The sequence below is a fragment of the Paraburkholderia sp. RCC_158 genome (genome assembly GCF_041355255.1).
Lineage (GTDB): Bacteria > Pseudomonadota > Gammaproteobacteria > Burkholderiales > Burkholderiaceae > Paraburkholderia > Paraburkholderia graminis.
This window is the reverse complement of record NZ_JBFUPM010000001.1, coordinates 844,180-866,671: the sequence shown is the minus strand read 5'-3', so window position 1 is coordinate 866,671 and position 22,492 is coordinate 844,180. Positions and strand designations below refer to the sequence as shown.

At 61.8% G+C, this 22,492-nt stretch carries 22 protein-coding genes and 1 pseudogene; 9 read left to right on the top strand and 14 right to left on the bottom strand.

Annotated features, from left to right (window positions below):
- Positions 1-88: 88 nt before the first annotated feature.
- Entirely contained in the window at positions 89-1,309 is a 1,221-nt protein-coding gene (locus tag AB6809_RS03950; RefSeq protein WP_029967319.1) for an aminotransferase class V-fold PLP-dependent enzyme, read from the bottom strand.
- Between the two features lie 162 nt (positions 1,310-1,471).
- Here AB6809_RS03950 and AB6809_RS03945 point away from each other — a divergent pair, with 162 nt between their 5' ends.
- The gene (locus AB6809_RS03945) at positions 1,472-2,200 is read left to right on the top strand and encodes a GntR family transcriptional regulator (protein WP_006047482.1); all 729 of its coding nucleotides are present in this window, start codon (positions 1,472-1,474) and stop codon (positions 2,198-2,200) included.
- Between the two features lie 329 nt (positions 2,201-2,529).
- Here the strand turns inward: AB6809_RS03945 and AB6809_RS03940 are convergent, their stop codons facing one another.
- Positions 2,530-2,988, bottom strand: a complete 459-nt coding sequence (locus tag AB6809_RS03940; RefSeq protein WP_307260399.1) for a hypothetical protein — start codon at positions 2,986-2,988, stop codon at positions 2,530-2,532.
- Between the two features lie 112 nt (positions 2,989-3,100).
- On the opposite strand from AB6809_RS03940, the gene AB6809_RS03935 reads away from it, so the two are divergent.
- The gene (locus AB6809_RS03935) at positions 3,101-3,340 is read left to right on the top strand and encodes a hypothetical protein (RefSeq protein WP_029967316.1); all 240 of its coding nucleotides are present in this window, start codon (positions 3,101-3,103) and stop codon (positions 3,338-3,340) included.
- A 112-nt stretch (positions 3,341-3,452) separates the two neighbouring features.
- Here the strand turns inward: AB6809_RS03935 and AB6809_RS03930 are convergent, their stop codons facing one another.
- The 4 genes from AB6809_RS03930 to AB6809_RS03915 form a co-directional block, all read right to left on the bottom strand.
- On the bottom strand, positions 3,453-4,784 hold the full coding sequence (locus AB6809_RS03930) for an MFS transporter (RefSeq protein ID WP_029967314.1): 1,332 nt from the start codon (positions 4,782-4,784) through the stop codon (positions 3,453-3,455).
- 60 nt (positions 4,785-4,844) lie between these two features.
- Positions 4,845-5,834 carry a hydroxymethylglutaryl-CoA lyase gene (locus tag AB6809_RS03925; RefSeq protein ID WP_307260394.1) on the bottom strand — a complete coding sequence of 330 codons (990 nt, stop codon included), beginning with the start codon at positions 5,832-5,834 and terminating at the stop codon, positions 4,845-4,847.
- Complete coding sequence (locus tag AB6809_RS03920; RefSeq protein ID WP_029967310.1) at positions 5,831-7,024, bottom strand: CaiB/BaiF CoA-transferase family protein; 1,194 nt, start codon at positions 7,022-7,024, stop codon at positions 5,831-5,833. The genes AB6809_RS03925 and AB6809_RS03920 overlap by 4 nt, the downstream gene beginning before the upstream one ends.
- Before the next feature lie 143 nt (positions 7,025-7,167).
- Positions 7,168-8,106, bottom strand: coding sequence for a LysR family transcriptional regulator (locus AB6809_RS03915; RefSeq protein ID WP_006047476.1), 939 nt, complete (start codon positions 8,104-8,106; stop codon positions 7,168-7,170).
- A gap of 238 nt (positions 8,107-8,344) precedes the next feature.
- Here AB6809_RS03915 and AB6809_RS03910 point away from each other — a divergent pair, with 238 nt between their 5' ends.
- Both AB6809_RS03910 and AB6809_RS03905 read left to right on the top strand, forming a co-directional pair.
- Positions 8,345-9,307 (top strand): GlxA family transcriptional regulator, encoded by a 963-nt coding sequence (locus tag AB6809_RS03910; protein ID WP_029967308.1) that lies wholly within the window; start codon positions 8,345-8,347, stop codon positions 9,305-9,307.
- 81 nt (positions 9,308-9,388) lie between these two features.
- Positions 9,389-10,147 carry an SDR family oxidoreductase gene (locus AB6809_RS03905; protein ID WP_029967306.1) on the top strand — a complete coding sequence of 253 codons (759 nt, stop codon included), beginning with the start codon at positions 9,389-9,391 and terminating at the stop codon, positions 10,145-10,147.
- 680 nt (positions 10,148-10,827) lie between these two features.
- Here AB6809_RS03905 and AB6809_RS03900 read toward each other — a convergent pair.
- Positions 10,828-11,151: pseudogene (locus AB6809_RS03900) on the bottom strand (response regulator).
- 244 nt (positions 11,152-11,395) lie between these two features.
- Positions 11,396-12,613, bottom strand: a complete 1,218-nt coding sequence (locus tag AB6809_RS03895) for a diguanylate cyclase domain-containing protein (protein ID WP_307260388.1) — start codon at positions 12,611-12,613, stop codon at positions 11,396-11,398.
- Positions 12,614-12,861: 248 nt separating this feature from the next.
- On the opposite strand from AB6809_RS03895, the gene AB6809_RS03890 reads away from it, so the two are divergent.
- Positions 12,862-13,662 (top strand): YkgJ family cysteine cluster protein, encoded by an 801-nt coding sequence (locus AB6809_RS03890; RefSeq protein ID WP_029967302.1) that lies wholly within the window; start codon positions 12,862-12,864, stop codon positions 13,660-13,662.
- 14 nt (positions 13,663-13,676) lie between these two features.
- On the opposite strand, the gene AB6809_RS03885 is transcribed toward AB6809_RS03890, so the two are convergent.
- The 3 genes from AB6809_RS03885 to AB6809_RS03875 form a co-directional block, all read right to left on the bottom strand.
- Complete coding sequence (locus AB6809_RS03885; RefSeq protein WP_370882152.1) at positions 13,677-14,213, bottom strand: hypothetical protein; 537 nt, start codon at positions 14,211-14,213, stop codon at positions 13,677-13,679.
- Between the two features lie 256 nt (positions 14,214-14,469).
- Complete coding sequence (locus AB6809_RS03880; RefSeq protein WP_029967298.1) at positions 14,470-14,949, bottom strand: nuclear transport factor 2 family protein; 480 nt, start codon at positions 14,947-14,949, stop codon at positions 14,470-14,472.
- 30 nt (positions 14,950-14,979) lie between these two features.
- Positions 14,980-15,672 (bottom strand): TetR/AcrR family transcriptional regulator, encoded by a 693-nt coding sequence (locus tag AB6809_RS03875; protein WP_029967297.1) that lies wholly within the window; start codon positions 15,670-15,672, stop codon positions 14,980-14,982.
- Positions 15,673-15,780: 108 nt separating this feature from the next.
- On the opposite strand from AB6809_RS03875, the gene AB6809_RS03870 reads away from it, so the two are divergent.
- Positions 15,781-16,431: a YceI family protein gene (locus AB6809_RS03870; RefSeq protein ID WP_029967296.1), complete on the top strand. Its 651-nt coding sequence runs from the start codon at positions 15,781-15,783 to the stop codon at positions 16,429-16,431.
- A gap of 41 nt (positions 16,432-16,472) precedes the next feature.
- On the opposite strand, the gene tdh is transcribed toward AB6809_RS03870, so the two are convergent.
- Positions 16,473-17,504: an L-threonine 3-dehydrogenase gene (tdh, locus tag AB6809_RS03865; protein WP_371026011.1), complete on the bottom strand. Its 1,032-nt coding sequence runs from the start codon at positions 17,502-17,504 to the stop codon at positions 16,473-16,475.
- Complete coding sequence (locus AB6809_RS03860) at positions 17,501-18,715, bottom strand: glycine C-acetyltransferase (protein WP_029967293.1); 1,215 nt, start codon at positions 18,713-18,715, stop codon at positions 17,501-17,503. Before AB6809_RS03860 ends, tdh begins: the two co-directional genes overlap by 4 nt.
- 130 nt (positions 18,716-18,845) lie before the next feature.
- Here AB6809_RS03860 and AB6809_RS03855 point away from each other — a divergent pair, with 130 nt between their 5' ends.
- The 3 genes from AB6809_RS03855 to AB6809_RS03845 all read left to right on the top strand — a co-directional run bounded on the left by AB6809_RS03855 (position 18,846) and on the right by AB6809_RS03845 (position 21,126).
- Positions 18,846-19,484, top strand: coding sequence for a helix-turn-helix domain-containing protein (locus AB6809_RS03855; protein WP_029967291.1), 639 nt, complete (start codon positions 18,846-18,848; stop codon positions 19,482-19,484).
- A gap of 102 nt (positions 19,485-19,586) precedes the next feature.
- Complete coding sequence (locus AB6809_RS03850) at positions 19,587-19,988, top strand: DUF2471 family protein (protein WP_029967289.1); 402 nt, start codon at positions 19,587-19,589, stop codon at positions 19,986-19,988.
- 55 nt (positions 19,989-20,043) lie between these two features.
- Positions 20,044-21,126, top strand: a complete 1,083-nt coding sequence (locus AB6809_RS03845) for a tyrosine-type recombinase/integrase (protein ID WP_029967287.1) — start codon at positions 20,044-20,046, stop codon at positions 21,124-21,126.
- 68 nt (positions 21,127-21,194) lie between these two features.
- Here the strand turns inward: AB6809_RS03845 and AB6809_RS03840 are convergent, their stop codons facing one another.
- Positions 21,195-22,400 carry a DNA-binding protein gene (locus tag AB6809_RS03840; protein ID WP_029967285.1) on the bottom strand — a complete coding sequence of 402 codons (1,206 nt, stop codon included), beginning with the start codon at positions 22,398-22,400 and terminating at the stop codon, positions 21,195-21,197.
- Positions 22,401-22,492: the final 92 nt, after the last annotated feature.

Genomic DNA, 22,492 nt, shown 5'->3' with positions numbered 1-22,492 from the left:
GCATTGTTCGGGGCCGCGTTCTACTGCGCGGCTTCATGACGGAACTGACTTCGTTGATGCCTGCTTGTTGTTATTGATGCGGCCTCGCTTACGCTGCCGCCCTCAAACCCGAGGCTTGCGTCGGCTCGCTCAACCAGTCCATCGCGGCAGGCAGACCGCTTTCGTCGAGCGGCACGCCCGCGAGCCGCATGCCCATTTCGCAGCCGGCCAAGGTGGCGAGCAACATCAGATCGTTGCAATCGCCCAGATGGCCGATGCGGAACATGCGGCCTTTCATCTTGCCGAGGCCCGTGCCGAGCGACATGTCGAACCGTTCGTAGATGAGCTTGCGCACCGCGTCGGCGTCGATACCCTCGGGCATCATCACGCCGGTCAGCACCGGGCTATACACGGAAGGATCGGCGCACTGAATCTGGAGCCCCCACGCACGCACCGCGCGACGCGTCGCCTCGGCAAGACGCTCGTGACGCGCAAAGACGTTGTCGAGCCCTTCGCCGAGAATCATGTCGATTGCCTCGTGAAGGCCGTAGAGCAGATTCGTGTTCGGCGTGTACGGCCAGTAGCCGGTCTTGTTCATCTCGACGATGTCGCTCCAGTCCCAAAAGCTGCGCGGCAGTTTTGCCTGCTTGCTGGCGGCCAGACCCTTCGGCGAAATCGCGTTGAAGCTGATGCCCGGCGGCAGCATCAAGCCCTTCTGCGAGCCTGACACCGTCACGTCGACGCCCCACTCATCGTGGCGATAATCGGCGCAGGCGAGACCCGAAATCGTGTCGACGAGCAACAGCGCGGGATGGCCCGCGGCGTCGATTGCGCGGCGCACGGCGGCAATGTCGGACGTGACACCCGTCGACGTTTCGTTGTGCACGACGCACACTGCCTTGATGGAATGCTGCGTGTCGGCGCGCAGCCGTTCTTCGATCAGGTTCGGTTGAACGCCGCGCCGCCATCCTTCGATACCCGGCAGGCCGAGGAACTCGGGCTTCAGGCCGAGACTCTCCGCCATCTTTTTCCAGAGCGTCGCGAAATGGCCGGTCTCGTACATCAGCACGTGATCGCCGGGACTCAATGTGTTCGAGAGCGCCGCTTCCCATGCGCCGGTGCCGGACGCCGGATAAATCACGACCGGATGCTGCGTCTTGAAGATCTTCTTGATTCCGTCGAGCACCTTCAAACCCAGTTCGCCGAATTCCGGCCCGCGATGGTCGATGGTGGGATAGCTCATCGCCCGGAGGATGCGATCCGGCACCGGACTCGGCCCAGGGATCTGCAGGAAGTGACGGCCAGCGGGATGGAAATCTAACTTCAGCATTACGCTCCTCCGATTGAATTTTGCATGCAAAAAACTATATCAGACGAAGTTGCGCGAGCGAAAGGCGAAAATTGCGTGCGGGCACAGGTGTTTACCCGCGCTGTATCGCGGTCGGCGGTGATCCGATAAAATTGCGCTGGAGAGGCACCTGAGGACGTTTGTATGCAAAATTCTGAAATCGAAGCAGGTTCGGCGGGTTCGGCAGTGTTGCCGAAAGTGGAGCGTCAGCGTTTGCACGACACGGTGGTCGAGCACATTCGCCGGTTTATCGTCGAAGGCGTATTGGAGCCGGGCAAGAAGTTGAACGAGCGCGAGTTGTGCGAAACGCTCGGCATTTCACGCACGCCGTTGCGCGAGGCGCTCAAGGTGTTGGCCGCTGAAGGGCTAATCGAGATTTCGCCGAATCGCGGCGCGTCGGTGTCGAAGATGTCGGAAGCCGAACTGCGCGAGACGTTTGAACTGATGAGCGGTCTCGAGGCTTTCTCGGGCGAACTCGCGGCCGAGCGGATGACGGCGGCCGAGCTCGCCGAGATCAAGGCATTGCATTACGCAATGCTCGCTTGTCGCGCGCAGAACGATCTGGCCGGGTACTACAGCCGCAATCAGGCGATTCACGACAAGATCAACGAGGCCGCGCGCAATTCGGCGCTGCGGCAGACGTATGTGTCGGTGAACCGGCGTTTGCAGGCGCTGCGCTTTCGATCGAATTTTCAGATTCCGAAGTGGGATCGCGCGATTCACGATCACGATGAAATGCTGAAGGCGCTCGAGGCGCGCGACGGCAAGAAGCTCAGCGCGATTCTTCGGCAGCATCTGCTTGATAAGCGCGATGCGGTGTTGCAGGTTCAGTCGCGGGAAGAGGCGGCGGGGGGAGCGGGGTTATCCACGTAAATTGTTCATAGGGCTGTGGACAACGTTCTTATAGTCGGCGCAAGTGGTTGATGCGATGGCTGAATTTGCAGGCGGGTGATGTATGGGCAGGGAGGGGTGGGTTTGAGTACTCTGCCCTTGGTACGCTTTCATCGCGGCCTGCGCGGAAAAATGTATTCCTCGCTGTCGTTCGAACATTTGTTCACCTACGTTTCCCCGCACGCCCGCTGCGGTGCAGGGAAACGGCCGTTCTCCCAATCGCTGTCTCGAATAGCCTACGGATGACATCTGCCATTCCGCGCCGGAAGGTGGCAAAACCCCAGGCGCAACGCAGTGGCAGCGATGCAACTTCATGGCCTCAGCAGTTTGTACACCGTCGCTGACTTCCGCCAACGGGAGAGCGCCCATGCATTCATCGCCAAACCCGCGAGAAGGCAAACGACGGTTCCGACCGTATTGGCGCCTCCACTGAGGACTTCACCCAACCACTTAATTGAAAAAGCGGCTGAGATAACGGCAATAACGACAAACGAACCCAAAGACTTTGCGGGCGAATTGACGCCGCAGATCTGCCCAGTCGCGTGATCCAGCCAGCCGACCAGTGTCTGCCAGTTATCCGGGTCGCGCAGTACTGCGGTCACTACCGTGCCGCTTTCAAGCCTCGGCTTGCCGTCCATCTTCACGGAGTACTGACGTCGTCCAGCGATCGTTACGTTAAACATTGTGGCGACCGTGCCGCCACTCCTGTCTTTCTCAAAAACAACGCCTCCTATGTCGTCAAGGGTTACTGTAATGGCGCGGTAGGTCATGGGCAAATCGTGCGGTAATTGATTCGAGAAGTTCTACGGGCCCATTGTGCCAACTCGAGCGTATCGTTCTCGATTTTTATCAACTGCGCAAGCATGAAGGAGCAGGACCTCTATGATTCAAGATCAAGCGATCGCGCAGCAAGTAAGCGACCGACTATTGCAAGTGAACGGCGCGCTAGACGAAGCAGTCGTCTTCGTTCAGGACAACTGTTCTGCTATCGAGATTCAGGCGTTCAAACGGGCTATGGGCGAGATTATGTACAAGGTGTTCGAAGAAGCCCTTATCCCCATCTACAAGGAGCACCCGATACTTGTCCCCGAAGGACTGCGCGTGAGTGGCATCACTGATTGAGGCACCGCAGGACAAAGCAGGGCGCAGGGCGCGGGACACCGCGCCCCAACTGCGCAAACGCGCACCAAAGTGCGCGTCTCCCCACATAGAAACGCACTACACCTCAAACGCCCTACCGCACCCCATCCCTGGCCCTAAGCGACTCCGGCAACCCCCGCAACACAATCAACGCACAAATCACGCTCATCGTCCCGATCACATACAAAGCCGGCGTCGTGCTCCCAGTCAGATCCCTGACGCGTCCCACCATGATCGGACTCACGATCCCGCCCAGCTGTCCGAGCGTGTTGATCAACGCGATGCCGCCCGCCGCGCCCGCCCCCGTCACCAGCTTCGGCGGCAATGCCCAGAATGCCGGGATCGACGCCACCACGCCCCCGCCCATCACCGCAAGCGCGACGATCAGGAAGCCCGTCTGTTTGTCGAAGAAACCGGCCGCAAAGAATCCGATCGCCGACATCACCAGCAAACCGAACACGAACTTGCGACGCTCGCCGCTTGCATCGGACAAGCGCCCCACAACCACCATGCAGATCGCGCCGCACACATAAGGCACGGCTGTCAGCAAACCGATCAGCGTCGGATTATGCGTACCTGCCACGCGGATCAAATGTGGCGCCCAGAAATTCAATCCATACGACGCCACCTGAATCAGAAAATAGACGAGCCCCAGCGTGAGAAATCCCGGCGTCTTTATCGCGCCGATGAACGAATGCCCAGTCTCAGGATGACGGCTCTGCTGCGAAATCTGCTCAGACAGGAATGACTTCTCCGCGGGCGACAGCCAGTTCGCATCGTCGATGCGATCTTTCAGCAGCTTCAGCACGAGATAACCAAGCAGCACGCACGGCAGGCCGCCGAGCAGGAACAGCCAGTGCCATCCCGGCATGCCAAGCACGCCGTTCATATGGCCGATCACAAGCCCCGCCAGCGGCGCGCCGACCAGCCCCGAAAACGCCGACGCGAGAAACAGCATCGACGTAATGCGTCCGCGATAGCTCGGCGGAAACCACAGCGTGAGGTAGTACAGCACGCCCGGCGCGAAGCCGGCTTCCATCGCGCCGATCAGAAAGCGCAGGCCGTAAAACTGCCATTCGGTGTTGACGAACACCATCGCCGCGGTCGCGAGTCCCCACGAAATCATGATGCGCGCAATCCAGCGCCGCGCACCGACCTTGTAGAGGAACAGATTGCTCGGCACCTCGAACAGCACATAGCCGATCACGAACAAACTCGCGCCAAGACCATATGCGGTGTCCGACAAGCCGAGATCGCTTTGCAACTGAAACTTCGCGAAGCTGATGTTGATGCGGTCGAAGAACGCAAACAGATAGCAGATCATGATGAGCGGCATCAGCCGCCATGCCACTTTTCGGATGATGGCCGCCGCGCCGTCCGCGCTCTGTTCACGGCCGCCGGTTGCGATTGCGCCGAGGTCACTCATGATTCGTCTCCAATGCCGGATTCGGCTGCGCCGTCCGGTCGTTTAGTGGATCAGGGAAAGTCAGATTTGCAGCACGTAGTCCGGCACGGGATGCAGGTCGCGATTGCGTCCCGCCTTCGCCACTTGCCCGGGCACGTCGTGGCCCAGCAAGGCCGGCAACGCTCGCGACAGCGCGAGCAGTTTCTCGAGGTCGATTCCCGTGGGAATACCCATTTCGTCGCACAGATTCACGAGGTCCTCAGTGCAGATGTTGCCCGACGCACCGGGCGCAAACGGGCATCCGCCGAGACCGCCCAACGCGGCATCGAAGCGGCGCGCGCCGGCTTCATAGGCGGCCAGTACATTGGCGAGCCCAAGTCCGCGTGTATTGTGAAAATGCAGCGTGAGCGCCGACGACGGCACGCGTTGCAGCACTCGCTCGACGAGCCGCGTCACCTGGCGCGGATTAGCCATGCCCGTCGTATCGGCGAGCGTGATGCCCTCAATGCCCATCTCGCGATACGTATCGACAATGCGGACCACGCGGTCCTCGTCGATCGTGCCTTCGAACGGACAGCCGAACGCCGTCGCGACCGATGCGTTCAACAGCACGCCCGCGCCCTTCACGTGACGCACGATGTCGCCAAACGCCGCCAGCGACGACTCGCAGCTCATGCGCATGTTGGCGCGGTTGTGCGTCTGACTCGCGGACATCACGAGATTCAGTTCGTCCGCCTTCGCCGCGAGCGCGCGCTCGGCGCCCTTGAGATTCGGCACGAGCGCGACGTAGATCACGCCCGCGCGCCGCTCGATCTGCTGGAACACGGCCTCGCCGTCGCGCAACGCAGGAATGGCTTTCGGCGATACGAACGAGCCGGCCTCGATGCGCGTGAAGCCCGCCGTCGAGAGCGCGTTGATCAATTGGATTTTGTCGGCGGTGTCGACCCACGTCGGTTCGATCTGCAAGCCGTCGCGCGGCGCGACTTCCTGCACGATGAGCTTGTCGGCGACTTGTGAGTTCAATTCGCGGTTCGTTGCACCGTTCGTTGCATGTGTCGTTGCATGTGTCATTGCACGGCTCCTTCGCGGCGCAGCCGCTCGATCTCTTCACTCGCGAAGCCGAGTTCGCTCAGCACGCTTCCCGTATGTTCACCGAGCGCGGGGCCTTGCCAGCGCACCTCGCCTGGCGTCTCCGACAGCTTCGGCACGATGCCCGGCATCTTCACCGAGGCGCCGCCCGGCAGTTGTGCCTGCAACAACATGTCGCGCGCCTGGTAGTGCGGATCGGCGACGATGTCCGCGACGGAATAGATGCGCCCCGCCGGCACTTCGGCGCGTTCGAGCGCGGCCAGCACGTCGTTGGTGGAATGATGCGAGGTCCATGCGGCGATCGCCTCGTCGAGCATCGCGCAGTGTTTGGCGCGGCCGTCGTTGTGCGCGAGCGCGGGATCGTCGGCGAGGTCGGCGCGGCCGATCACCTGCATGAGGCGCCGGAAAATCGGATCGCTGTTGCCGGCGATCACGACATAGCCATCGTCTTCAGTGGGATAGGTGTTGGACGGCGCGATGCCAGGCAGCGCCCCGCCGCTTCGCTCGCGAACGTGGCCGAGCAGATCGTATTCGGGGACGAGACTTTCCATCAGATTGAAAACGCTTTCGACGAGCGACACGTCGACCACTTGCCCGTCGCCCTGCCCTGTCTTCACACGCAGCAGCGACATCAATGCGCCGATCACGCCATGCAGCGACGCGAGCGAATCGCCGAGACTCACGCCGACGCGCGCCGGCGCGCCGTCCACCTCGCCCGTCGTGTAGCGAATGCCGCCCATCGCTTCACCGATCGCGCCGAACCCCGGACGGTCACGGTATGGACCCGACTGGCCATAGCCGGAGATACGCACCATCGTCAGCTTCGGATTGATCGCATGCAGCACGTCCCAGCCGATGCCGAGCTTTTCGAGCGCACCAGGACGCAGGTTTTCGATGACGACATCGGCCTCGGCCGCGAGCCGCTTCACGATCTCGACACCCTCCGGCGACTTCAGATTCACGCACACCGACTTCTTGTTGCGCGACTGCAGATACCACCAGAGCGACGTGCCTTCGTGCAGCTTGCGCCATTTGCGCAGCGGGTCGCCGGTTTGCGGCGCTTCGATCTTGACGACGTCCGCGCCGAACTCGGCCATCAGGCGCGCGGCAAACGGCGCGGCGATCAGCGTTCCGATTTCAACGACGCGGATACCTTGAAGGGGTCCACCCATGTGCTGTCTCCGAAGTGGTTTTCTGTTGGGAGACAGCTTGCAGGCGTGCGGCGGCGGCGTCCAACCGCAATTCGCCAACGACCGTTCGCGAACGGCGAACGCTCAAACTCTCGAGCGCTATGCAGAAAGACGCGGTTGCAGATTCATGCCGCCGGCGTTTGCGTGGCTTCGGAGGCTTCTATCGAACGCAGATGATCGAACAGCAAACGGCTCACGGGCGAGAGCGCATCGACATCGCGCACGACCAGCACGAGGCTGCGCTCCGACCAGTCGTCTTCGAGCGGCGCGCCGACGAGCCCGAGCGGCCGTCCCATGAGTTCATAGACTTTGCGCGGCAACACGCCGACGCCCATTCCCGCCTGCACCATCCGGCAAACGGCGTCGAAGCCCGGCACGTGGATGCGCAAGCGCAACGGCTTGCCGGCGACGCGCGCGGCGATATGCGTTCGCGCATTGATCGAACTCGCGGCGTGCAGGCCGACGTGATCGCCGTCGAGCGTTTCGGCAAACGCCACGCTCGTGCGCGCGGCGAGCGGATGATCGTCGCGCATCACGAGCACCAGCGAATCGCGGCGATAGTGCTCGACGTGCAACTCGCGCGTGTCGGCATCGGCGGAACAGATGCCGAGATCGGCGAGGCTATCGTCCACCGCTTCGACGACGCCGCCGCTCGGCCGCTCTTCGAGGTCGAGCTTCACGCGCTCATGCAGCAACTGGAACGCGCGCAAATCTTCAGGCAAAAATTCGACGATGGCAGACAGGTTCGCCATCATCCGCACATAACCGCGTACGCCGCTCGCATGCCCAGCCAGTTCGATGCCGATATTTTCGATGTCGCGCATCACGCGCCGCGCATGATGCAGCAGCGTTTCGCCGGCCGGCGTTAGCGTCATGCCGCGCGCGTTGCGCTGAAAGAGCGTCGCGCCCACGGCCTGTTCCAGTTCGAGCAGCCGCTTGCTCGCAGCGGAAACGGCAATGGCCTCGCGCTCCGCGGCACGCGTAAGCGTGCCTTCCTCGTAGACGGCGAGAAACAGTTGAAGCGTGGTCAGGTCGAGCTTGCGGAGAAGGTTTTTAATCACCATGGCGCGGCGCCGGAAGTTCGGTCAGTGGCTAATCATCCCATATGCGGCGCGTGAATCATTGCTTGCGCGACGAGTATGCGAGACTGTTTGCGCTCGCCATGCAGCGTCAAAGCGCGTTTGGTATGCTGGGCCACCGCGTTTTCGCGTATTGGCCAACGTGCTTTCGCGAGGCCGTCGAACGCTGCCAATCGCACGGCGTTGACTGCCGCGGTTTGCTTATCGTGAAAGGAATCATTCGATGCCCACCGTCGCGATCGCGATCTTTGCTGGCGTGCAGGCGCTCGACGTCGCCGGTCCCGTCGACGTCTTCTCAGAAGCGAACCGCTTCATCGCGCCGGACGCGCGCTACGAAGTCACGCTGCTGAGCGCGCAACAAGCACCGCTGCGCGCGTCCAACGGCATGACGCTGATCGCCGACGCCGTCTTCGCGCGCGCTCGCAAACCGTTCGACCTCGCGTTAGTCGCGGGCGGCCCCGCGCTGCCCGAAGGCGCTCCGCCCGAGGCATCCTTGCTCGACTGGTTGACCAACATCGCGCCGCAATGCGGCCGTTACGGCTCCATCTGCACGGGCGCTTTCGCGCTCGGCCATGCCGGTCTGCTCGACGCGCGCAACGTCACGACGCATTGGCAGCACGCGGCCCAACTCGCCGCGCAGTTTCCGAAAGCGCGCGTCGACTACGACCGCATTTATCTGCGCGACGGGCAACTGGTCACTTCCGCGGGCGTGACTGCGGGCATCGATCTGTCGCTCGCGCTCGTCGCCGAAGATCACGGCGCGCATATCGCGCTCGCGGTGGCAAAGCGGCTCGTCGTGTTCGCACAGCGCCAGGGCGGACAGTCGCAATTCAGTCCGTATCTCACGGCGCCCGTCGACGAAACATCGCCGGTTGCAAAAGTCCAGGCGCATGTGATGGAGCGCATTCACGAGAGTTTTACAGTCAAGCAACTCGCCGATGTCGCCGGCATGAGCTCACGCAATTTCGCGCGCGTGTTCGTGCAGGAAACCGGCGTGACGCCGCATGAATTCGTCGAGCGCGCGCGTGTCGATGCCGCGCGCAAGCTGCTGGAAAGCAGCGGCGCCGCGCTGAAAGCGATTGCCTACGATTGCGGTTTCGGCACCGCGGATCGCATGCGGATCGTTTTCGTGAAGAGAATCGGCGTCACGCCGATGCAATACCGCGAGCGCTTTCGCGCGGCCTGAAAGCGCGCGAGCGGCGCCGCTGCGCGTGCGAAACATGCGTGAGAAGATAACGGCCTGCATGAGCTATCTTCAAGGAACGACATGAATCCCTCTTCTCCCATTCGCGCGATCGTCACCGGCCATACGCGCGGCCTCGGTGCGGCGCTCGCCGCGCAACTGCTTGAGCGCGATGTCGCGGTGCTCGGTCTCTCACGCTCGCGTCATGCGTCGCTGAAACAGCGCTTTCCCGCGCTGCTCGACGAAATCGAACTCGAACTCGCCGATACGTCGCGTGTTGCGCAATGGACGGCGACCAATGCACTGCGGGCATTCGTCAGCGGCGCGCACACTGTGCTGCTGATCAACAACGCGGGCATGGTGCAGCCAATCGGTCCAATCGACGCGCAGGACGCAGCGGCCATTGCCAGGGCTGTGAGCCTGAACGTCGCCACGCCGTTGATGCTCGCAAGCGCGCTCGCCGCGGCAAGCTCCAACGTAAGCGACCGGCGCATCATGCATATTTCGAGCGGCGCGGCGCGCAACGCTTACGCCGGCTGGAGCATCTACTGCGCGACGAAGGCCGCGCTGGACCATCATGCGCGCGCCGTCGCACTCGATGCCACTCGCGCGCTGCGTATTTGCAGTCTCGCGCCGGGCGTCATCGATACGAACATGCAGGCGGAGATCCGCAGCACCGGCGTCGAACAGTTTCCAATGCGTGAGAAGTTCGAGGACTTGAAGCGCAACGGTCAGCTTTCGACGCCCGAGCAAGCTGCGGCTCAATTGCTCGACTATGCGTTCAGCGATGCATTTGGTGAAACGCCGGTGGCTGATATTCGCGAGGTTGGGAAGCGGGCGTGATGCGCTGTTGATGCGCAGTCACTATCGTGGCTCCTGAAAAGTCTCACCTTTGGACCCGCGCGGCGATGATTCGTGTGCTTTTTGCAGCGGCGCGTCGCGCGAATTGCGCTTGATATGCAGTGGTTTTACCGCGCTGCTGCTGCGGCTTGCATCGCCACCTGCGCAAGAACAGCGGGCTCCCGAAAAGCCTCACCTTTGGCACGCAGCTATCGGAGCGTGGGCCGGAGGGAGCAGTTTCACATCTCCCGAAAACCCTCACCTTAAGCGCTTGCGGACCGCCCGCAAAGCCATGCTGGGCGTGGGCCGACGACCCCGAAAGAGGCGAATCCCGAAAACTCTCACCTTTAGAAGCGCGCGAATGATCGGGATACCCAGGTAAGACGTCGATGCGGGGTGCGGTGAAAAAACGACTCGCGCGCAGCGAACCGTCCAGCTCGATGGACGGTGAGGCGCACGCGTTCGATTCGCTCACGGATCGCCGCAGCGTCGAAGTGCTCCCGAATTCCCTCACCTTAGAGCGGATGAAGCCCCGGGACGACACAGCTTTGGCCCCCGCACCAGGCGGACATTTAGCGGATTTCGCCCATTTCCGCGACGATAACGCGTGCGAATCAAGCGCGGAACTCGCCCGCCGAACCACTCCCGAAAACCCTCACCTTTGACGGCGTGGCGCGCAAGCGTCAGTTCGCGAGCTTATGAAACGTCTCCAGCACCGCGTCGCCCTTGAACGGCTTCACGATCGAGCCCTTGACGCCGCAGCCTTGCGGCGTTCTTTCATTGCCGGGCTGCTTTCGGTTGTGAGCATGATGACGTTGACGGTCTTGTTCGCGAGCTCCCGCGAATTTTTTCGACCATCGTGAGGCCGGCTATATCCGGCGTGTCTACGTCGCTGATCAACGACCTTGATGCTTTGCCATGCATCGCTCATGTCGATGCCGAGACCGTTCCGGTTCCGAAAGAAAACCAGCCACTGCGTCGCGCACAGTACTGGACTCATCCACGATCTCACCTTTGCGGCGACCTCCTGGAACTCCTCACCTTTACGCACGCTGTCGGGTGAAATGCATCAAAGGTGCGGCGTGAATCCTGGGACGACTCACCATTGCACGCGTCGCGTCATCTCCTGGAACATCTCACCTTTGGATTTGAAGACGTCGATGGTGATGCCGTCTCCTGGAATTCCTCACCATCCTGGAACGGCTCACCTTTGGCGATATCCGCAAGCAACGTGCGGACTCACGCGATACGTTATCGCGTCAGCTTGATTACATTCGACAGCCCCGCAGCCGGCGAACTGCCGAAGCTATAGGTCGAACGCCCGCTGCGTTTGGCCGCGTACATGGCGGCATCGGCGACGTCGAGCAAGCCCGCGATGCTCTGCACTCTGTCGGGAAACGTGGCGATGCCGATACTCACGCCAATCGCAAAACGGCCGCCGTACTCCTTGTCGCCGATTGCTCGCACACCTGAGACAAGACGCTCGGCCAGTTCACGCAATTGGGCGTCGTCGCCGCAATCGGTTGCGAGCAGCACGAACTCATCGCCGCCGACACGAGCGAGCATGTCGCTCTGCCGCGTCGCGGCCCGCAGCGATTCTGCAAGCCGACGCAGCAACACGTCGCCGGCGCTATGGCCCATCGCGTCGTTGACCTTCTTGAAGCCGTCTATGTCGAGGTACAGAAGCGCGATTCGGCGCGACTCGGCCTCGTTGCCCGAGAGCGCGTCGATGGCGGACAGCAGCCGGCGGCGGTTCGGAAGTCCCGTCAGCGTATCCTGCGCGGCCTGTTGATCGAGCATGTTCGAATACGCGTGCACCCTCGCGAACGCACGACGCTGGACATACACCGTGTAACCCATCAGGCAGCACACGAGCACGGCAATGGCAACGAGCGCGGCGCTGCCGAACACGAGGCGCCGATGCGCATCCTGCGTGGCGACCTTGCGTCTTTCGCGCCACTCGTTCAGCAGTTCGCCGAGGTCCTGGCGCAGGCCATCCATATACGCCTTGCCTTCGTTGGTCTGCACGAGCTGGATGGCGGCCACACGATTCCCGCTGCGAGCCAGTTCGATGGTGCGCGCGAGTTCGACCACCTTGTCGGTCTTCGCATGCTCGACACGGCGCACGAGTTCGAGCGATTTTTCGTCGCTGCCTGCTGTCTGCTGCAAACGCAAAACGGTGTCGTCGAGATCGCGAATGCCCTGGCGATAGGGCACGAGGTAGGCTTCATCGCCGGTGAGCAGATAGCCGCGCTGGCCGGTCTCCGCGTTCTCGAGATCGTGCAGCACGCGATTCGCGGCGCCGAGCACGGCGAACGCTTCCTCGTCGCGCAGACCGTCGGCGACAATGATCTTCGCTTCGTACACGAACAGACCGGCTGCGACGAGCAAGCCAATGGCCATGCTGATGTAGAGCGCAATGAAACGGTTACGGTCGGCTTTCGCGGAGCGGAACAAACGCGCGGGCACGAGAGGCTCCAGGGCGGTGGGGATGGTGGAAGGGTGCAATGATACTGGAGAGCCGTGACAGGCTCTCGCGAAGCGTGTTTGCGTCAGCTATTGCCGTGATGCGACCGCATAACAATTTTTTTGAAAGCAGTGTCAGGTTTTTGGTGCAGCCCCGACTAAGCCCAACATCACCCGTGTTGGATAGCGCGACAACGTTCGAACTATCAAACGCAACACGGAAGAATGATTTGGCCAAAGGAGCTTGACGGATGGATATCGACTTCGACTGCACGATGTGCGGCAAATGTTGTCACAACCTTCGGTTGCCGCTGACCGTATCCGAAGCAATCGCGTGGCTCAAGCGAGGCCACGACGTTCAGCTATTTGTTGAAGCGCTGCCGTGGCCGGAAGAGCCGCCGGAAGACAATCTGGTCGCGGCACATAAGCGCCGACGCTCGTTTCCGGCTACAAGCGGTTCTCTGCCCATACGAGTGGTCGTTGTCATCGTTGCAGCATTCGATGGTCCATGTCCGAACCTGCTGGAAGATATGCGATGCGGAGCTTACGAGAGTCGACCTCTGGTATGCCGTATTTATCCTGCGGAAATTAACCCGTCCATTTCTATGGACCCAGCGCAGAAAGCATGTCCGCCGGAGGCCTGGACGGGTGCGAGCTCGCCACTGTTGCGTCAAGGACAAATTGTCGACGCGCAGATCGCCGCGCTAGTCACTGAGTCGCGCAACACGGATGCTGCCGATGTCTGGGCGAAAGCCGCCCTCTGCACAACGCTCGGAATCGGCAGTGCGGCCTTGAGCAACGAAGGGTTCGTTGTTCACACGCCAGACCGATCCAGTCTCTCAAGCGCTCTTGAGTCGGCGCAAATGGTCAAGACGGCCACGGCAAGTTCCTGGCAATTTGTCTCGAACCGACGTGAGACGGCGAACGCATTGGATTCAGTTGATGCGGTCGTATCGAGAACGTCGGCTTGGGAAGCAAAGGGCGCTACCTTCCTGGGCTTTTTCCCGGACGATGTCTCGGGGAGTGGGACTCACGAAAGCGGCGCTCACTGAAAGGTGAATAAGCACTAAAACTTGACCTTCACCTGAAAGCCGATGGTGAATGGAAGATCGTCGGAAGGGATCGGCGGAATCACGATGAAGTTCGCGCCGACACGCTTGTATTCGACCATGATGAGCGGCGCGAGCACGGGTCCGATCGTGTGATCGCGGCCGAGTCCCCAGTTGCCATAGTTATAGCCGGAGATGATGCCGCCCATCGCCGCTATGCGGACAATGCCCCAGTGCAGAAAATCCGGCGACCAGACGCCGCCGCCGTAATACGACGGCCGGCGCAGTGAATTGCGAAAGCCGCCCGCCGTCAGCGCCCATTGATTGTTGAGCCAGCATTCGACGCCGAGGCCGGGGTTGAACTGCTCGAAGTGTTTGTCTGGGTCGGGATTGATGTGATAGGAACCCAGCATCGCGTCGACCCATACGCCGCCCTCGCACCAGTTGCCCGCATGCGCCGCGGATGTGCCGGCGACGCTCGCGGCAAACGCGAACAATACGCGGCAAAAGTGCGTTTTGAACTGGCCGGTATGCTGGCCGATTTGCGTGGTCATCCGCCTGCTGATCTGCCGAAGATGCATGTCCTCTCCATCGCCAGTCGAACGCCGGCGCGATGCTGTTCTCATATCGGTGCGTGCCGCCCGTCGCGCACTGTACCGCAAGCCACTCGCGCGATGTTGAAGACCCACTCGGGCTTGCGGGCACAAGACGTGCCGTCAAGCGTCAGCACAACTCTAATGGAGGACCGATGGCAAAGCGGTGAAGACGCGCGCCGCATTTTCACGCGTTTTCACGTTGCAGGCAGAGTGTTTATAGACCCAGGTCGGAAAGGCCAGGGTGATCGTCGGGACGGCGGCCGAGCGGCCAGTGATACAGACGGTCCGCTTCGCGGATCGGCAGATCGTTGATGCTGGCGTGACGGTGCGCCATCAATCCATGCTCGTCGAACTCCCAGTTCTCGTTGCCGTACGAGCGGAACCAGTTGTTGGAATCGTCGTGCCATTCGTAGGCAAAGCGCACGGCGATGCGGTTATCGGTGAACGCCCACAGTTCCTTGATCAAGCGATAGTCGAGTTCTTTCGCCCATTTGCGGCGCAGTAAGCCGACGATTTCCGCGCGCCCATGCGTGAATTCCGCGCGATTGCGCCACACGCTGTCCTGCGTATAGGCGAGCGACACACGTTCAGGGTCGCGCGTGTTCCAACCGTCTTCCGCGGCGCGAACTTTCTGGATGGCGGCTTCGCGCGTAAAGGGCGGCAGCGGCGGACGGGTTTCGATCGGATCGGTCATGAGATACCTCGCTTTTGGTCAGGTGGGCAGTCAGGATGCGGGTCGCCTCGTCGGCGGGGACTTGCGTGAAGGTTGGCTTGAAGTTTTGTTGCGTGCGAGCGTGTTCCCGTTGCCGGCTGATTGTGCGTCAAGCAAGGTGACAGCGACGGCCTGCGCGTCGAGCGCCGCATCGGGCTCGCCGCTCACAAGCGCAACGGCGATCGCACCGTCGAGCAACACGAGCCACTGCCGCGACAAACGCGCGGCGCGCCTCGCGTCCAGTTTGCTTTCGGCAATGAACTCGTCGAATTGCGTCCGCACGAAAGTCAGCAAGCGCTCCTTGTGCTCGCGCGCGACGATGCGAATCGGGTCTTCCGCCGAAGCGATCTCACCGGCCGCGTTCAGAAACGCACAACCGTGAAAGTCCTCCGACGCGAACCATTCGCGCAATACGTCGAACATGCCGAGCAGCCGTTTGCGCGCGCTCTTGCCGCGCCGCTGCGTGCCCTCGACAAACCAGTTCATCCAGCGTTCGTCGCGCCGCTCGAGCGCGGCCGCGACGAGCGCGTCTTTCGATTCGAAATGCGTGTAGAAGCTCTTACGCGCGGTGCCCGACTGCTTGACGATCGCGTCCACGCCGGTTGCATGAATGCCGCCCGCGTAGATCAACGCTTCGGCAGCGTCCAGCAGACGCTCACGCGCGCCAGCCGCCGATGCCTTTTCCATGAGAGTATCCGTAGCCATGTGCGAAGGGTAGAACGATCATTCTCCCTCGTCAAGTCTTGCCGCTTTTTGCACGACGTGCGCGGCACCTGTTATCCTGGTTGCCAGCAAACAACCGGAACTCACTTGATGAATGCGTTCACTGCCCGCAGCATTGCCGTACGCGCTTTACTCGCCGCAATGCTGCTTACATCAATGGCCTGCACGCCGCTGCAAGTGCTGACGCATTCGGTCAGCCAGAACGAAGCGCGCGTGCCGGTCGGGCGCTACGATCTCGACCTGGACCATTGCAGCATTACGTTCGACGTCGAACACTTCAAGTATTCGCGCTTCACCATGCGCTTCGATCGCAAGAAAGGGCAACTGAACTGGAATGAAGGCGGTCTCGAGCAAAGCAGCGTGTCGGTTTCAATCGACGCCGCGAGCATCGACACGAACGTGCCGCTGCTCGACAAGATGGTGAAAAGCGCAAGCCTGCTGGACGTGGAGCGCTATCCGGAGATTCGTTTCGTGAGTACGAAGTTCGAGCGCACCGGCGAATCTCGCGGCACGTTGACGGGCAATCTGACCATTCATGGTGTAACGCAACCCGTCACGCTGGATGTCACGTTCAACGGTTTCGCGCGAGATCCGCTAACGAAAAAAGACACGCTCGGCTTTTCCGCGGAAGGACAGTTCAGCCGCGCGAAGTTTGGCCTCGCGACGTGGTATCCCGCAGTGGGCGACGACATTCACGTGCGAATTCAGGCCGAATTCGGCAAAACGCCCGCGGGCGCGTGAGCGCATCGCGGGCGTGTGTGAGACGGCAAGCGTTGTGATGCTTACGCGGCCGTCCAGTCGAGAATGACCTTGCCGCTTTCTCCGGAGAGCATGGTCGCGAACGCTTGCTGGTAGTCGTCGACCTTGAAGTGATGCGTGAGAATCGGCGACAAGTCGAGCCCGCTTTGCAACATCGCCACCATCTTGTACCAGGTCTCGAACATCTCGCGGCCGTAAATGCCCTTGATTTCGAGGCCTTTGAAAATCACCTGAGTCCAGTCGATCGCGGTCTGCGCCGGCGGAATACCGAGCAGCGCGATCTTGCCGCCGTGGTTCATCGCTTCGAGCATGCTCGTAAAAGCGCTCGGCACGCCGGACATTTCGAGGCCGACGTCGAAGCCTTCGGCCATGTGCAGGTCCGCCATCACGTCACGCAGCGATTCGCGCGACACGTTCACCGCGCGCGTCGCGCCCATCTTGCGCGCGAGGTCGAGCCGGTAATCGTTGATGTCGGTAATCACGACGTTGCGCGCGCCGACGTGCTTCGCAATCGACACGGCCATGATGCCGATCGGTCCCGCGCCGGTAATCAACACATCTTCGCCGACGAGGTTAAACGACAGCGCCGTGTGCGTCGCGTTGCCGAACGGATCGAAGATCGCGGCGAGGTCGTCGGAGATTTCAGGCGGAATCTTGAACGCGTTGAACGCCGGAATCACCAGATATTCGGCGAACGCGCCCTCGCGATTCACGCCGACGCCCACCGTGTTGCGGCACAAATGCCGGCGTCCCGCGCGGCAGTTGCGACAGAAGCCGCAAGTGATGTGGCCTTCGCCCGACACGCGATCGCCGATCGAAAAGCCGCGCACTTCCTCGCCCATTTGCACGATTTCGCCGACATATTCGTGGCCGACATGCATCGGCACCGGAATCGTTTTTTGCGCCCAGTCGTCCCATTTCCAGATGTGAATGTCCGTGCCGCAGATCGCCGTGCGCGTGATGCGGATCATCACGTCGTTATGGCCGACTTCGGGCAGCTTCACATCGGTCAGGGCGAGACCCGGCGCGCGTTCGAGTTTTGCGAGTGCCTTCATGCGCCCTCCGCCTGGATCACGCCAAGCTCACGGCCGACGCGCGCGAACGCATCGACGGCGCGGTCGATCTGTTCGGTCGTATGCGCCGCGCTCATTTGCGTACGGATGCGCGCGCGGCCTCTCGGCACGACGGGGAATGAAAAGCCGATCACATAGACGCCTTCCTTCAACAGCGCATCGGCCATTCTGGAAGCAAGCTGCGCGTCGCCGAGCATCACGGGAATGATCGGATGTTCGCCCGGCACGAGCGTGAAACCAAGCGCGCTCATCTTCTCGCGAAAGTGCGCGCCGTTTTCGCGCACGCGGGCGCGTAGTTGCGCGCCTTCGTTGCTGGCGAGCAGTTCGAGTACTTTCAGCGACGCCGCCGCGATGCTCGGCGTCAGCGTGTTCGAGAACAGATACGGCCGCGAGCGCTGACGCAGCAATTCGACGATCTCCTTACGCGCGGCGATATAGCCGCCCGATGCGCCGCCGAGTGCCTTGCCGAGCGTGCCCGTGATGATGTCGACGCGCGAGAGCACGCCGCAATGTTCCGGCGTGCCGCGTCCGTGTTCGCCGATAAAGCCGACGGCGTGCGAGTCGTCGACCATCACGAGCGCGCCGTAGCGGTCGGCCAGATCGCAGATGCCGGCGAGATTGGCGATGATGCCGTCCATCGAAAATACGCCGTCTGTGGCGATGAGCTTGAAGCGTGCGCCGGCCGCGTCGGCCTCTTTCAGTCTGGCTTCGAGGTCCGCGAGATCGTTGTTCTTGTAGCGAAAGCGCTTGGCCTTCGAAAGCCGCACGCCGTCGATGATGCTCGCATGATTCAACTCGTCGCTGATGATTGCGTCGTTCTCGTCGAGCAGCGTTTCGAACAGGCCACCGTTCGCGTCGAAACAGCTTGAGTAAAGAATGCAGTCGTCGCTTTGCAGAAACGCGGCGAGCGCCTGCTCGAGTTGCTTATGGACCGTCTGCGTGCCGCAAATAAAACGCACCGAGGCCATGCCGAAGCCGTCGTTGTCGAGCCCTTGCTTCGCGGCCTCGATAAGGCGAGCGTCGTTCGCAAGACCGAGATAATTGTTCGCGCAGAAGTTCAGCACCTCGGCGCCGTCGGCGAGACGAATATCGGCCGATTGCGGGCTGTCGATAACGCGCTCGCTCTTGTAAAAGCCGTCGGCGCGAATCTGCTCGAGCGTGCCGCGCAGATGGGCGAGAAATGAGTCACGCATGAACCGGGCTCCTGAATGGGTGAGACCGACGTGGGCGAACAGGCGACGGCCTGCTATAGTCGGTTGTCAGTTTTATCGGATATTTTCGTTTTTTCGAACTAAAATCCGGTATATCGAACAACTTTAAACGATGGGTCAGGAAATGGCAAGTTCGGGTATTCGCCGTGCGGCGGCCGGCGCGGCACCCACTCCGAGTGCGATCGCGGCGCCGGCAATCGCGGCGCCGCCGCGCGTCGGCGAACAGATTCAGCGCCTGCGCGCCGAGCGGCGCATGACGCTCGACGATCTGTCGCGTGCGGCGGGCGTGTCGAAATCGATGCTCTCCGAAATTGAGCGTGACAAGGCGAATCCAACGATCGCAGTCGCCTGGCGGCTGACCAATGCACTTGGCGTAAGCCTGGATTCGCTGTTCGCGCCGCAAAAGACGCCGGAGGCGATCGCCGTCGCGGGTCCGCACGAGATTCCTACGTTAAGCGGACACGACGCGAAATACCAGTTGCGCGTGTGGGGGCCGATCGAGCTGGCCGGCAAATTCGAGTGGTACGAATTGACGCTGCAGGCGGGCGGTGCGCTCGTGTCCAACGCGCACGAACCGGGCACGCGCGAGCATCTCACGGTGTTGCAGGGGTCGATTGAAATCGAGGCGGCCGGGACGACAAAACGGCTCAAGGCTGCGGACACGGCGCGCTATGTCGCCGATGAGCCGCACGCTATCCGCAATGCCGGCAAGGGCGAGGCAAAGGCCTTGCTGGTGGTGATTCACGGCTGAGGCATCGAGCAGCAAGAGGCGTCTACGCGGAATCGGGGCTTGCGCGAGGTTGCGCCGAATACTGTATGTTTGTACAGTACAGGCTATCGACTGGAGCCGATAATGAACGACCTGAAAACCGCCCCGACCGACCACGCTCTGGCTGCGCTGCGCTATCAAACCGCGGCGCGCGATCTCGAACGTATCGTCCGCAACATCGCCGGGCGCTATATCGTGCAGCAAGTGCCGCTCACCTGGCGCCTGCTTCACGCGATTGAAGCCGAGGCGCTCGCCGACCTCGGATTTGCCAGCCGGCATGACGCGCTCATGCTCGGTCTGTTTCAACGTCCGTCGGATTTGCCGTATCCCGAGACTGACGAGGCCGTGGACTTCGGCATGTCGACCGCGCTGCCCGCGGTGTTCGCGTTTGCTGTCTCGGCTTACGAGGAAGCCGCTCGCCGCGCCGCGCAACGTACCTCCGAAGGCGCTGCTGTCCACAAGCGAGTGCAAGCCTGGGGCGATTAAGCCGGCTGCGCTTGCACCACGTCTACAATATGCGCAACTAACCGATAGATAGCGCATGTCGCCTCCTCATTTGTCCGACCCGGTACCGCGTCCCCAATCGTCCACCGATCTGTTCGATCAGCAACGCGAAGACTGGCGCCGCGATCCGCAAGTCGCGTTCGACGCATGGCTCGCCCGGCAGCATTTCAGGCGCTCGTCGGCGCAGGTGTACCAGGCGCAGTGGGGGCTTTTCCTCGAGTGGCTGAAGGCGCGCCAAAAGAGTCTCGTCACCGTCGATACGCAGACCATCGCCGATTTCGTCGCCGGGCTCGAGATACGCAAGCCGCAACGCGTGCGCTATCTGCGGCTTATCGAGCGGGTGCTGGATCATGTGCGCGAAGTCGAGGCATCGTCGACCAATCCTGCCCGCTTCATCGCTCAGGATGGCGAGGCTGCATGGCGCAACGCGCGCGACAACGAGCCGACCGGGTTCCTTCATCACGCCGAACGCGCCGCGCTAATCGCGCATCTGTTTTCGCCCGTGCAGGCGCTCTCACGCGCGCAGCGCTGGAAAGAACGGCGCGACCGCGCGCTGATCGCGGTGTTTCTCGGCGGCGGACTGAAGACCGGCGAGGCCGCCGCGCTTACGGTTAGTTGCGCGACGCCAGGCTCGCCGTGGATAACGATCGATTCGACCAATCCCATGCTGGTCCGGCGGACACGGCTCGCGCCGTTCGCTTCCGCGATTCTCGACGCCTGGCTGGCCGAGCGGCGTTTGGTCGGGCTCGCTGGCGATCTCGTTTTTGCCGCGTCGCCTTCCGGCAGGCCGATGCATAAAGCCACGATGCTTCGCGCAGTGGATGCGCTCGTCGACGCGGCGGGCATCGCGGCGTCGCGTACCTCGCGCGCCAGTCCGCACACCTTGCGCAACACGTTTGCCGCGGATCTGTTCGAGAGCGGCGTGGAAGCGGAGCTGGTCGGACAATGGCTCGGATTTGTTCAGACCGTGTCCGCGAATCGTCTGTATCGCGCGTGGCAAACGTGGATGGAACAGCAGAATTCACGCGTCACCGAGGAACCCGATCCGGCCGCGCCGCTCCTGCCCGAAGCTCGCACCGACAGGCGTTTTACGAGGAAAGCAGGCTCGGCCGAATCCTGAAACTTCTCACGTTTCAGGTCCCGAATTTCCTCACCTTTGCGGGCTCTCGGGCTCCTCGGCTCCTTGCTTCAGGCCGGAGCGGACAAAGAGCCGCGCGACAAAAACCGGCTCACGGCTTCCAGCCGTGAATCGCCCGGCCCGGACGAGTGATCGCATTCCGGACATTGCAATTCGAACTGGTGATCGACTTGCGACAGTTCCGGCTCACCTTCTTCGCACTTGGGACAGCGCAACGGCAAGCTCACGTGGCCATCGGCTGCGGTGCCGATGACGCGCAACTCGTCGCTGGTGAGACGGCCGGCTTGCACGAGCGAGTACAGCAAACCGCCGATCGCCGGATCGATGCCCTGCTGGCTGCGCAGGCTCGCGAGTTCTTTCGTCAGCGCGTCGATCTCGTCCGATTGTTCGCGCATTTGCGCATCCAGCCGGTCGCCGCGCGCTTTCGCCGCGGCAAGTTGCTGAATGAACTCGAACTCCTTGCGGCTGGCGTCGCGCACACCCGACTGATAGGTCGCGGCCATGCTGCGCAACGAGTCCAGTTCGACGAGCATCGGCTTGACGCGGCGCTCGGCTTCCGCGACGGCGTCCTTGATCTGTTGCGCATAGTGCTCGGTGCTCTGGCGCAGCTCGACATGTAAGGCGTCGATGCGATCGCGCAGCGTCGCGTTTGTCGCCTGCTCGGTGTCGACGCGTTGCTGAAGTGTCTGATTTTCGTGTTCGAGCCGGCGCACCGCTGCCTGAAGTCCTTCCTGATGGGCGGTGCCGTGCGTGGCGACGGCGGAGAGCTCGGCTTCCAGCGCCCGGATGCGTTCCCACGCGGCTTCCGCCCGTTGCTCACTGCGCTTGATGGCTTCTTCGGAGGCGTCGCGGCGGATTTCCGCGTCGCGCGCACGCTGCTCGGCCGCGGCGATTTGGGCGCGTGCTTCGTCGCGCTCGGCATCCAATGAGGTGCGTGCTTGTGCGACCGCTTCTTCAAAGAGTGCGCCCAAGAGTTCTCCGGCACGCTCTTCCAAAGCTTTCGGGATTGCGCCGCCGCCGATCTTCACACGCGAGACGTTGCGGATGCGCTCCCAGAAGTGGTCGATGTCTTTCGGGATGTCGCTGGCGCTGCCGGTCTGGGTTAGATCGCGCACGGCTGCCATCGACGGACGTATGCCGAGATCGAAGAACAGCCGCTTGCAGGCGTGCAGTGAGAGTTCTTGCCGTCGAGCGCCTTTGGTTCGCATCGCGTCCAGCTCTTCGCGTAGGGCTCGACGTTCGTCGTCCAGGTTCATTTAGGCCTCTGCGAGTCGTGAAGTGTAGCGATCATAACAAGTTACGTATCACGCGCTACGATTTTTTGTCTGCTGGCTGTGGCAGAGCCTTT

What these genes read in the sequence shown, in the direction of transcription:
- AB6809_RS03950 (WP_029967319.1), bottom strand. Translation starts at nt 1,309, where the DNA reads ATGCTGAAGTTAGATTTCCATCCCGCTGGCCGTCACTTCCTGCAGATC.
- AB6809_RS03945 (WP_006047482.1), top strand. Translation starts at nt 1,472, where the DNA reads ATGCAAAATTCTGAAATCGAAGCAGGTTCGGCGGGTTCGGCAGTGTTG.
- AB6809_RS03940 (WP_307260399.1), bottom strand. Translation starts at nt 2,988, where the DNA reads ATGACCTACCGCGCCATTACAGTAACCCTTGACGACATAGGAGGCGTT.
- AB6809_RS03935 (WP_029967316.1), top strand. Translation starts at nt 3,101, where the DNA reads ATGATTCAAGATCAAGCGATCGCGCAGCAAGTAAGCGACCGACTATTG.
- AB6809_RS03930 (WP_029967314.1), bottom strand. Translation starts at nt 4,784, where the DNA reads ATGAGTGACCTCGGCGCAATCGCAACCGGCGGCCGTGAACAGAGCGCG.
- AB6809_RS03925 (WP_307260394.1), bottom strand. Translation starts at nt 5,834, where the DNA reads ATGACACATGCAACGACACATGCAACGAACGGTGCAACGAACCGCGAA.
- AB6809_RS03920 (WP_029967310.1), bottom strand. Translation starts at nt 7,024, where the DNA reads ATGGGTGGACCCCTTCAAGGTATCCGCGTCGTTGAAATCGGAACGCTG.
- AB6809_RS03915 (WP_006047476.1), bottom strand. Translation starts at nt 8,106, where the DNA reads ATGGTGATTAAAAACCTTCTCCGCAAGCTCGACCTGACCACGCTTCAA.
- AB6809_RS03910 (WP_029967308.1), top strand. Translation starts at nt 8,345, where the DNA reads ATGCCCACCGTCGCGATCGCGATCTTTGCTGGCGTGCAGGCGCTCGAC.
- AB6809_RS03905 (WP_029967306.1), top strand. Translation starts at nt 9,389, where the DNA reads ATGAATCCCTCTTCTCCCATTCGCGCGATCGTCACCGGCCATACGCGC.
- AB6809_RS03890 (WP_029967302.1), top strand. Translation starts at nt 12,862, where the DNA reads ATGGATATCGACTTCGACTGCACGATGTGCGGCAAATGTTGTCACAAC.
- AB6809_RS03885 (WP_370882152.1), bottom strand. Translation starts at nt 14,213, where the DNA reads ATGACCACGCAAATCGGCCAGCATACCGGCCAGTTCAAAACGCACTTT.
- AB6809_RS03880 (WP_029967298.1), bottom strand. Translation starts at nt 14,949, where the DNA reads ATGACCGATCCGATCGAAACCCGTCCGCCGCTGCCGCCCTTTACGCGC.
- AB6809_RS03875 (WP_029967297.1), bottom strand. Translation starts at nt 15,672, where the DNA reads ATGGCTACGGATACTCTCATGGAAAAGGCATCGGCGGCTGGCGCGCGT.
- AB6809_RS03870 (WP_029967296.1), top strand. Translation starts at nt 15,781, where the DNA reads ATGAATGCGTTCACTGCCCGCAGCATTGCCGTACGCGCTTTACTCGCC.
- tdh (WP_371026011.1), bottom strand. Translation starts at nt 17,504, where the DNA reads ATGAAGGCACTCGCAAAACTCGAACGCGCGCCGGGTCTCGCCCTGACC.
- AB6809_RS03860 (WP_029967293.1), bottom strand. Translation starts at nt 18,715, where the DNA reads ATGCGTGACTCATTTCTCGCCCATCTGCGCGGCACGCTCGAGCAGATT.
- AB6809_RS03855 (WP_029967291.1), top strand. Translation starts at nt 18,846, where the DNA reads ATGGGTCAGGAAATGGCAAGTTCGGGTATTCGCCGTGCGGCGGCCGGC.
- AB6809_RS03850 (WP_029967289.1), top strand. Translation starts at nt 19,587, where the DNA reads ATGAACGACCTGAAAACCGCCCCGACCGACCACGCTCTGGCTGCGCTG.
- AB6809_RS03845 (WP_029967287.1), top strand. Translation starts at nt 20,044, where the DNA reads ATGTCGCCTCCTCATTTGTCCGACCCGGTACCGCGTCCCCAATCGTCC.
- AB6809_RS03840 (WP_029967285.1), bottom strand. Translation starts at nt 22,400, where the DNA reads ATGAACCTGGACGACGAACGTCGAGCCCTACGCGAAGAGCTGGACGCG.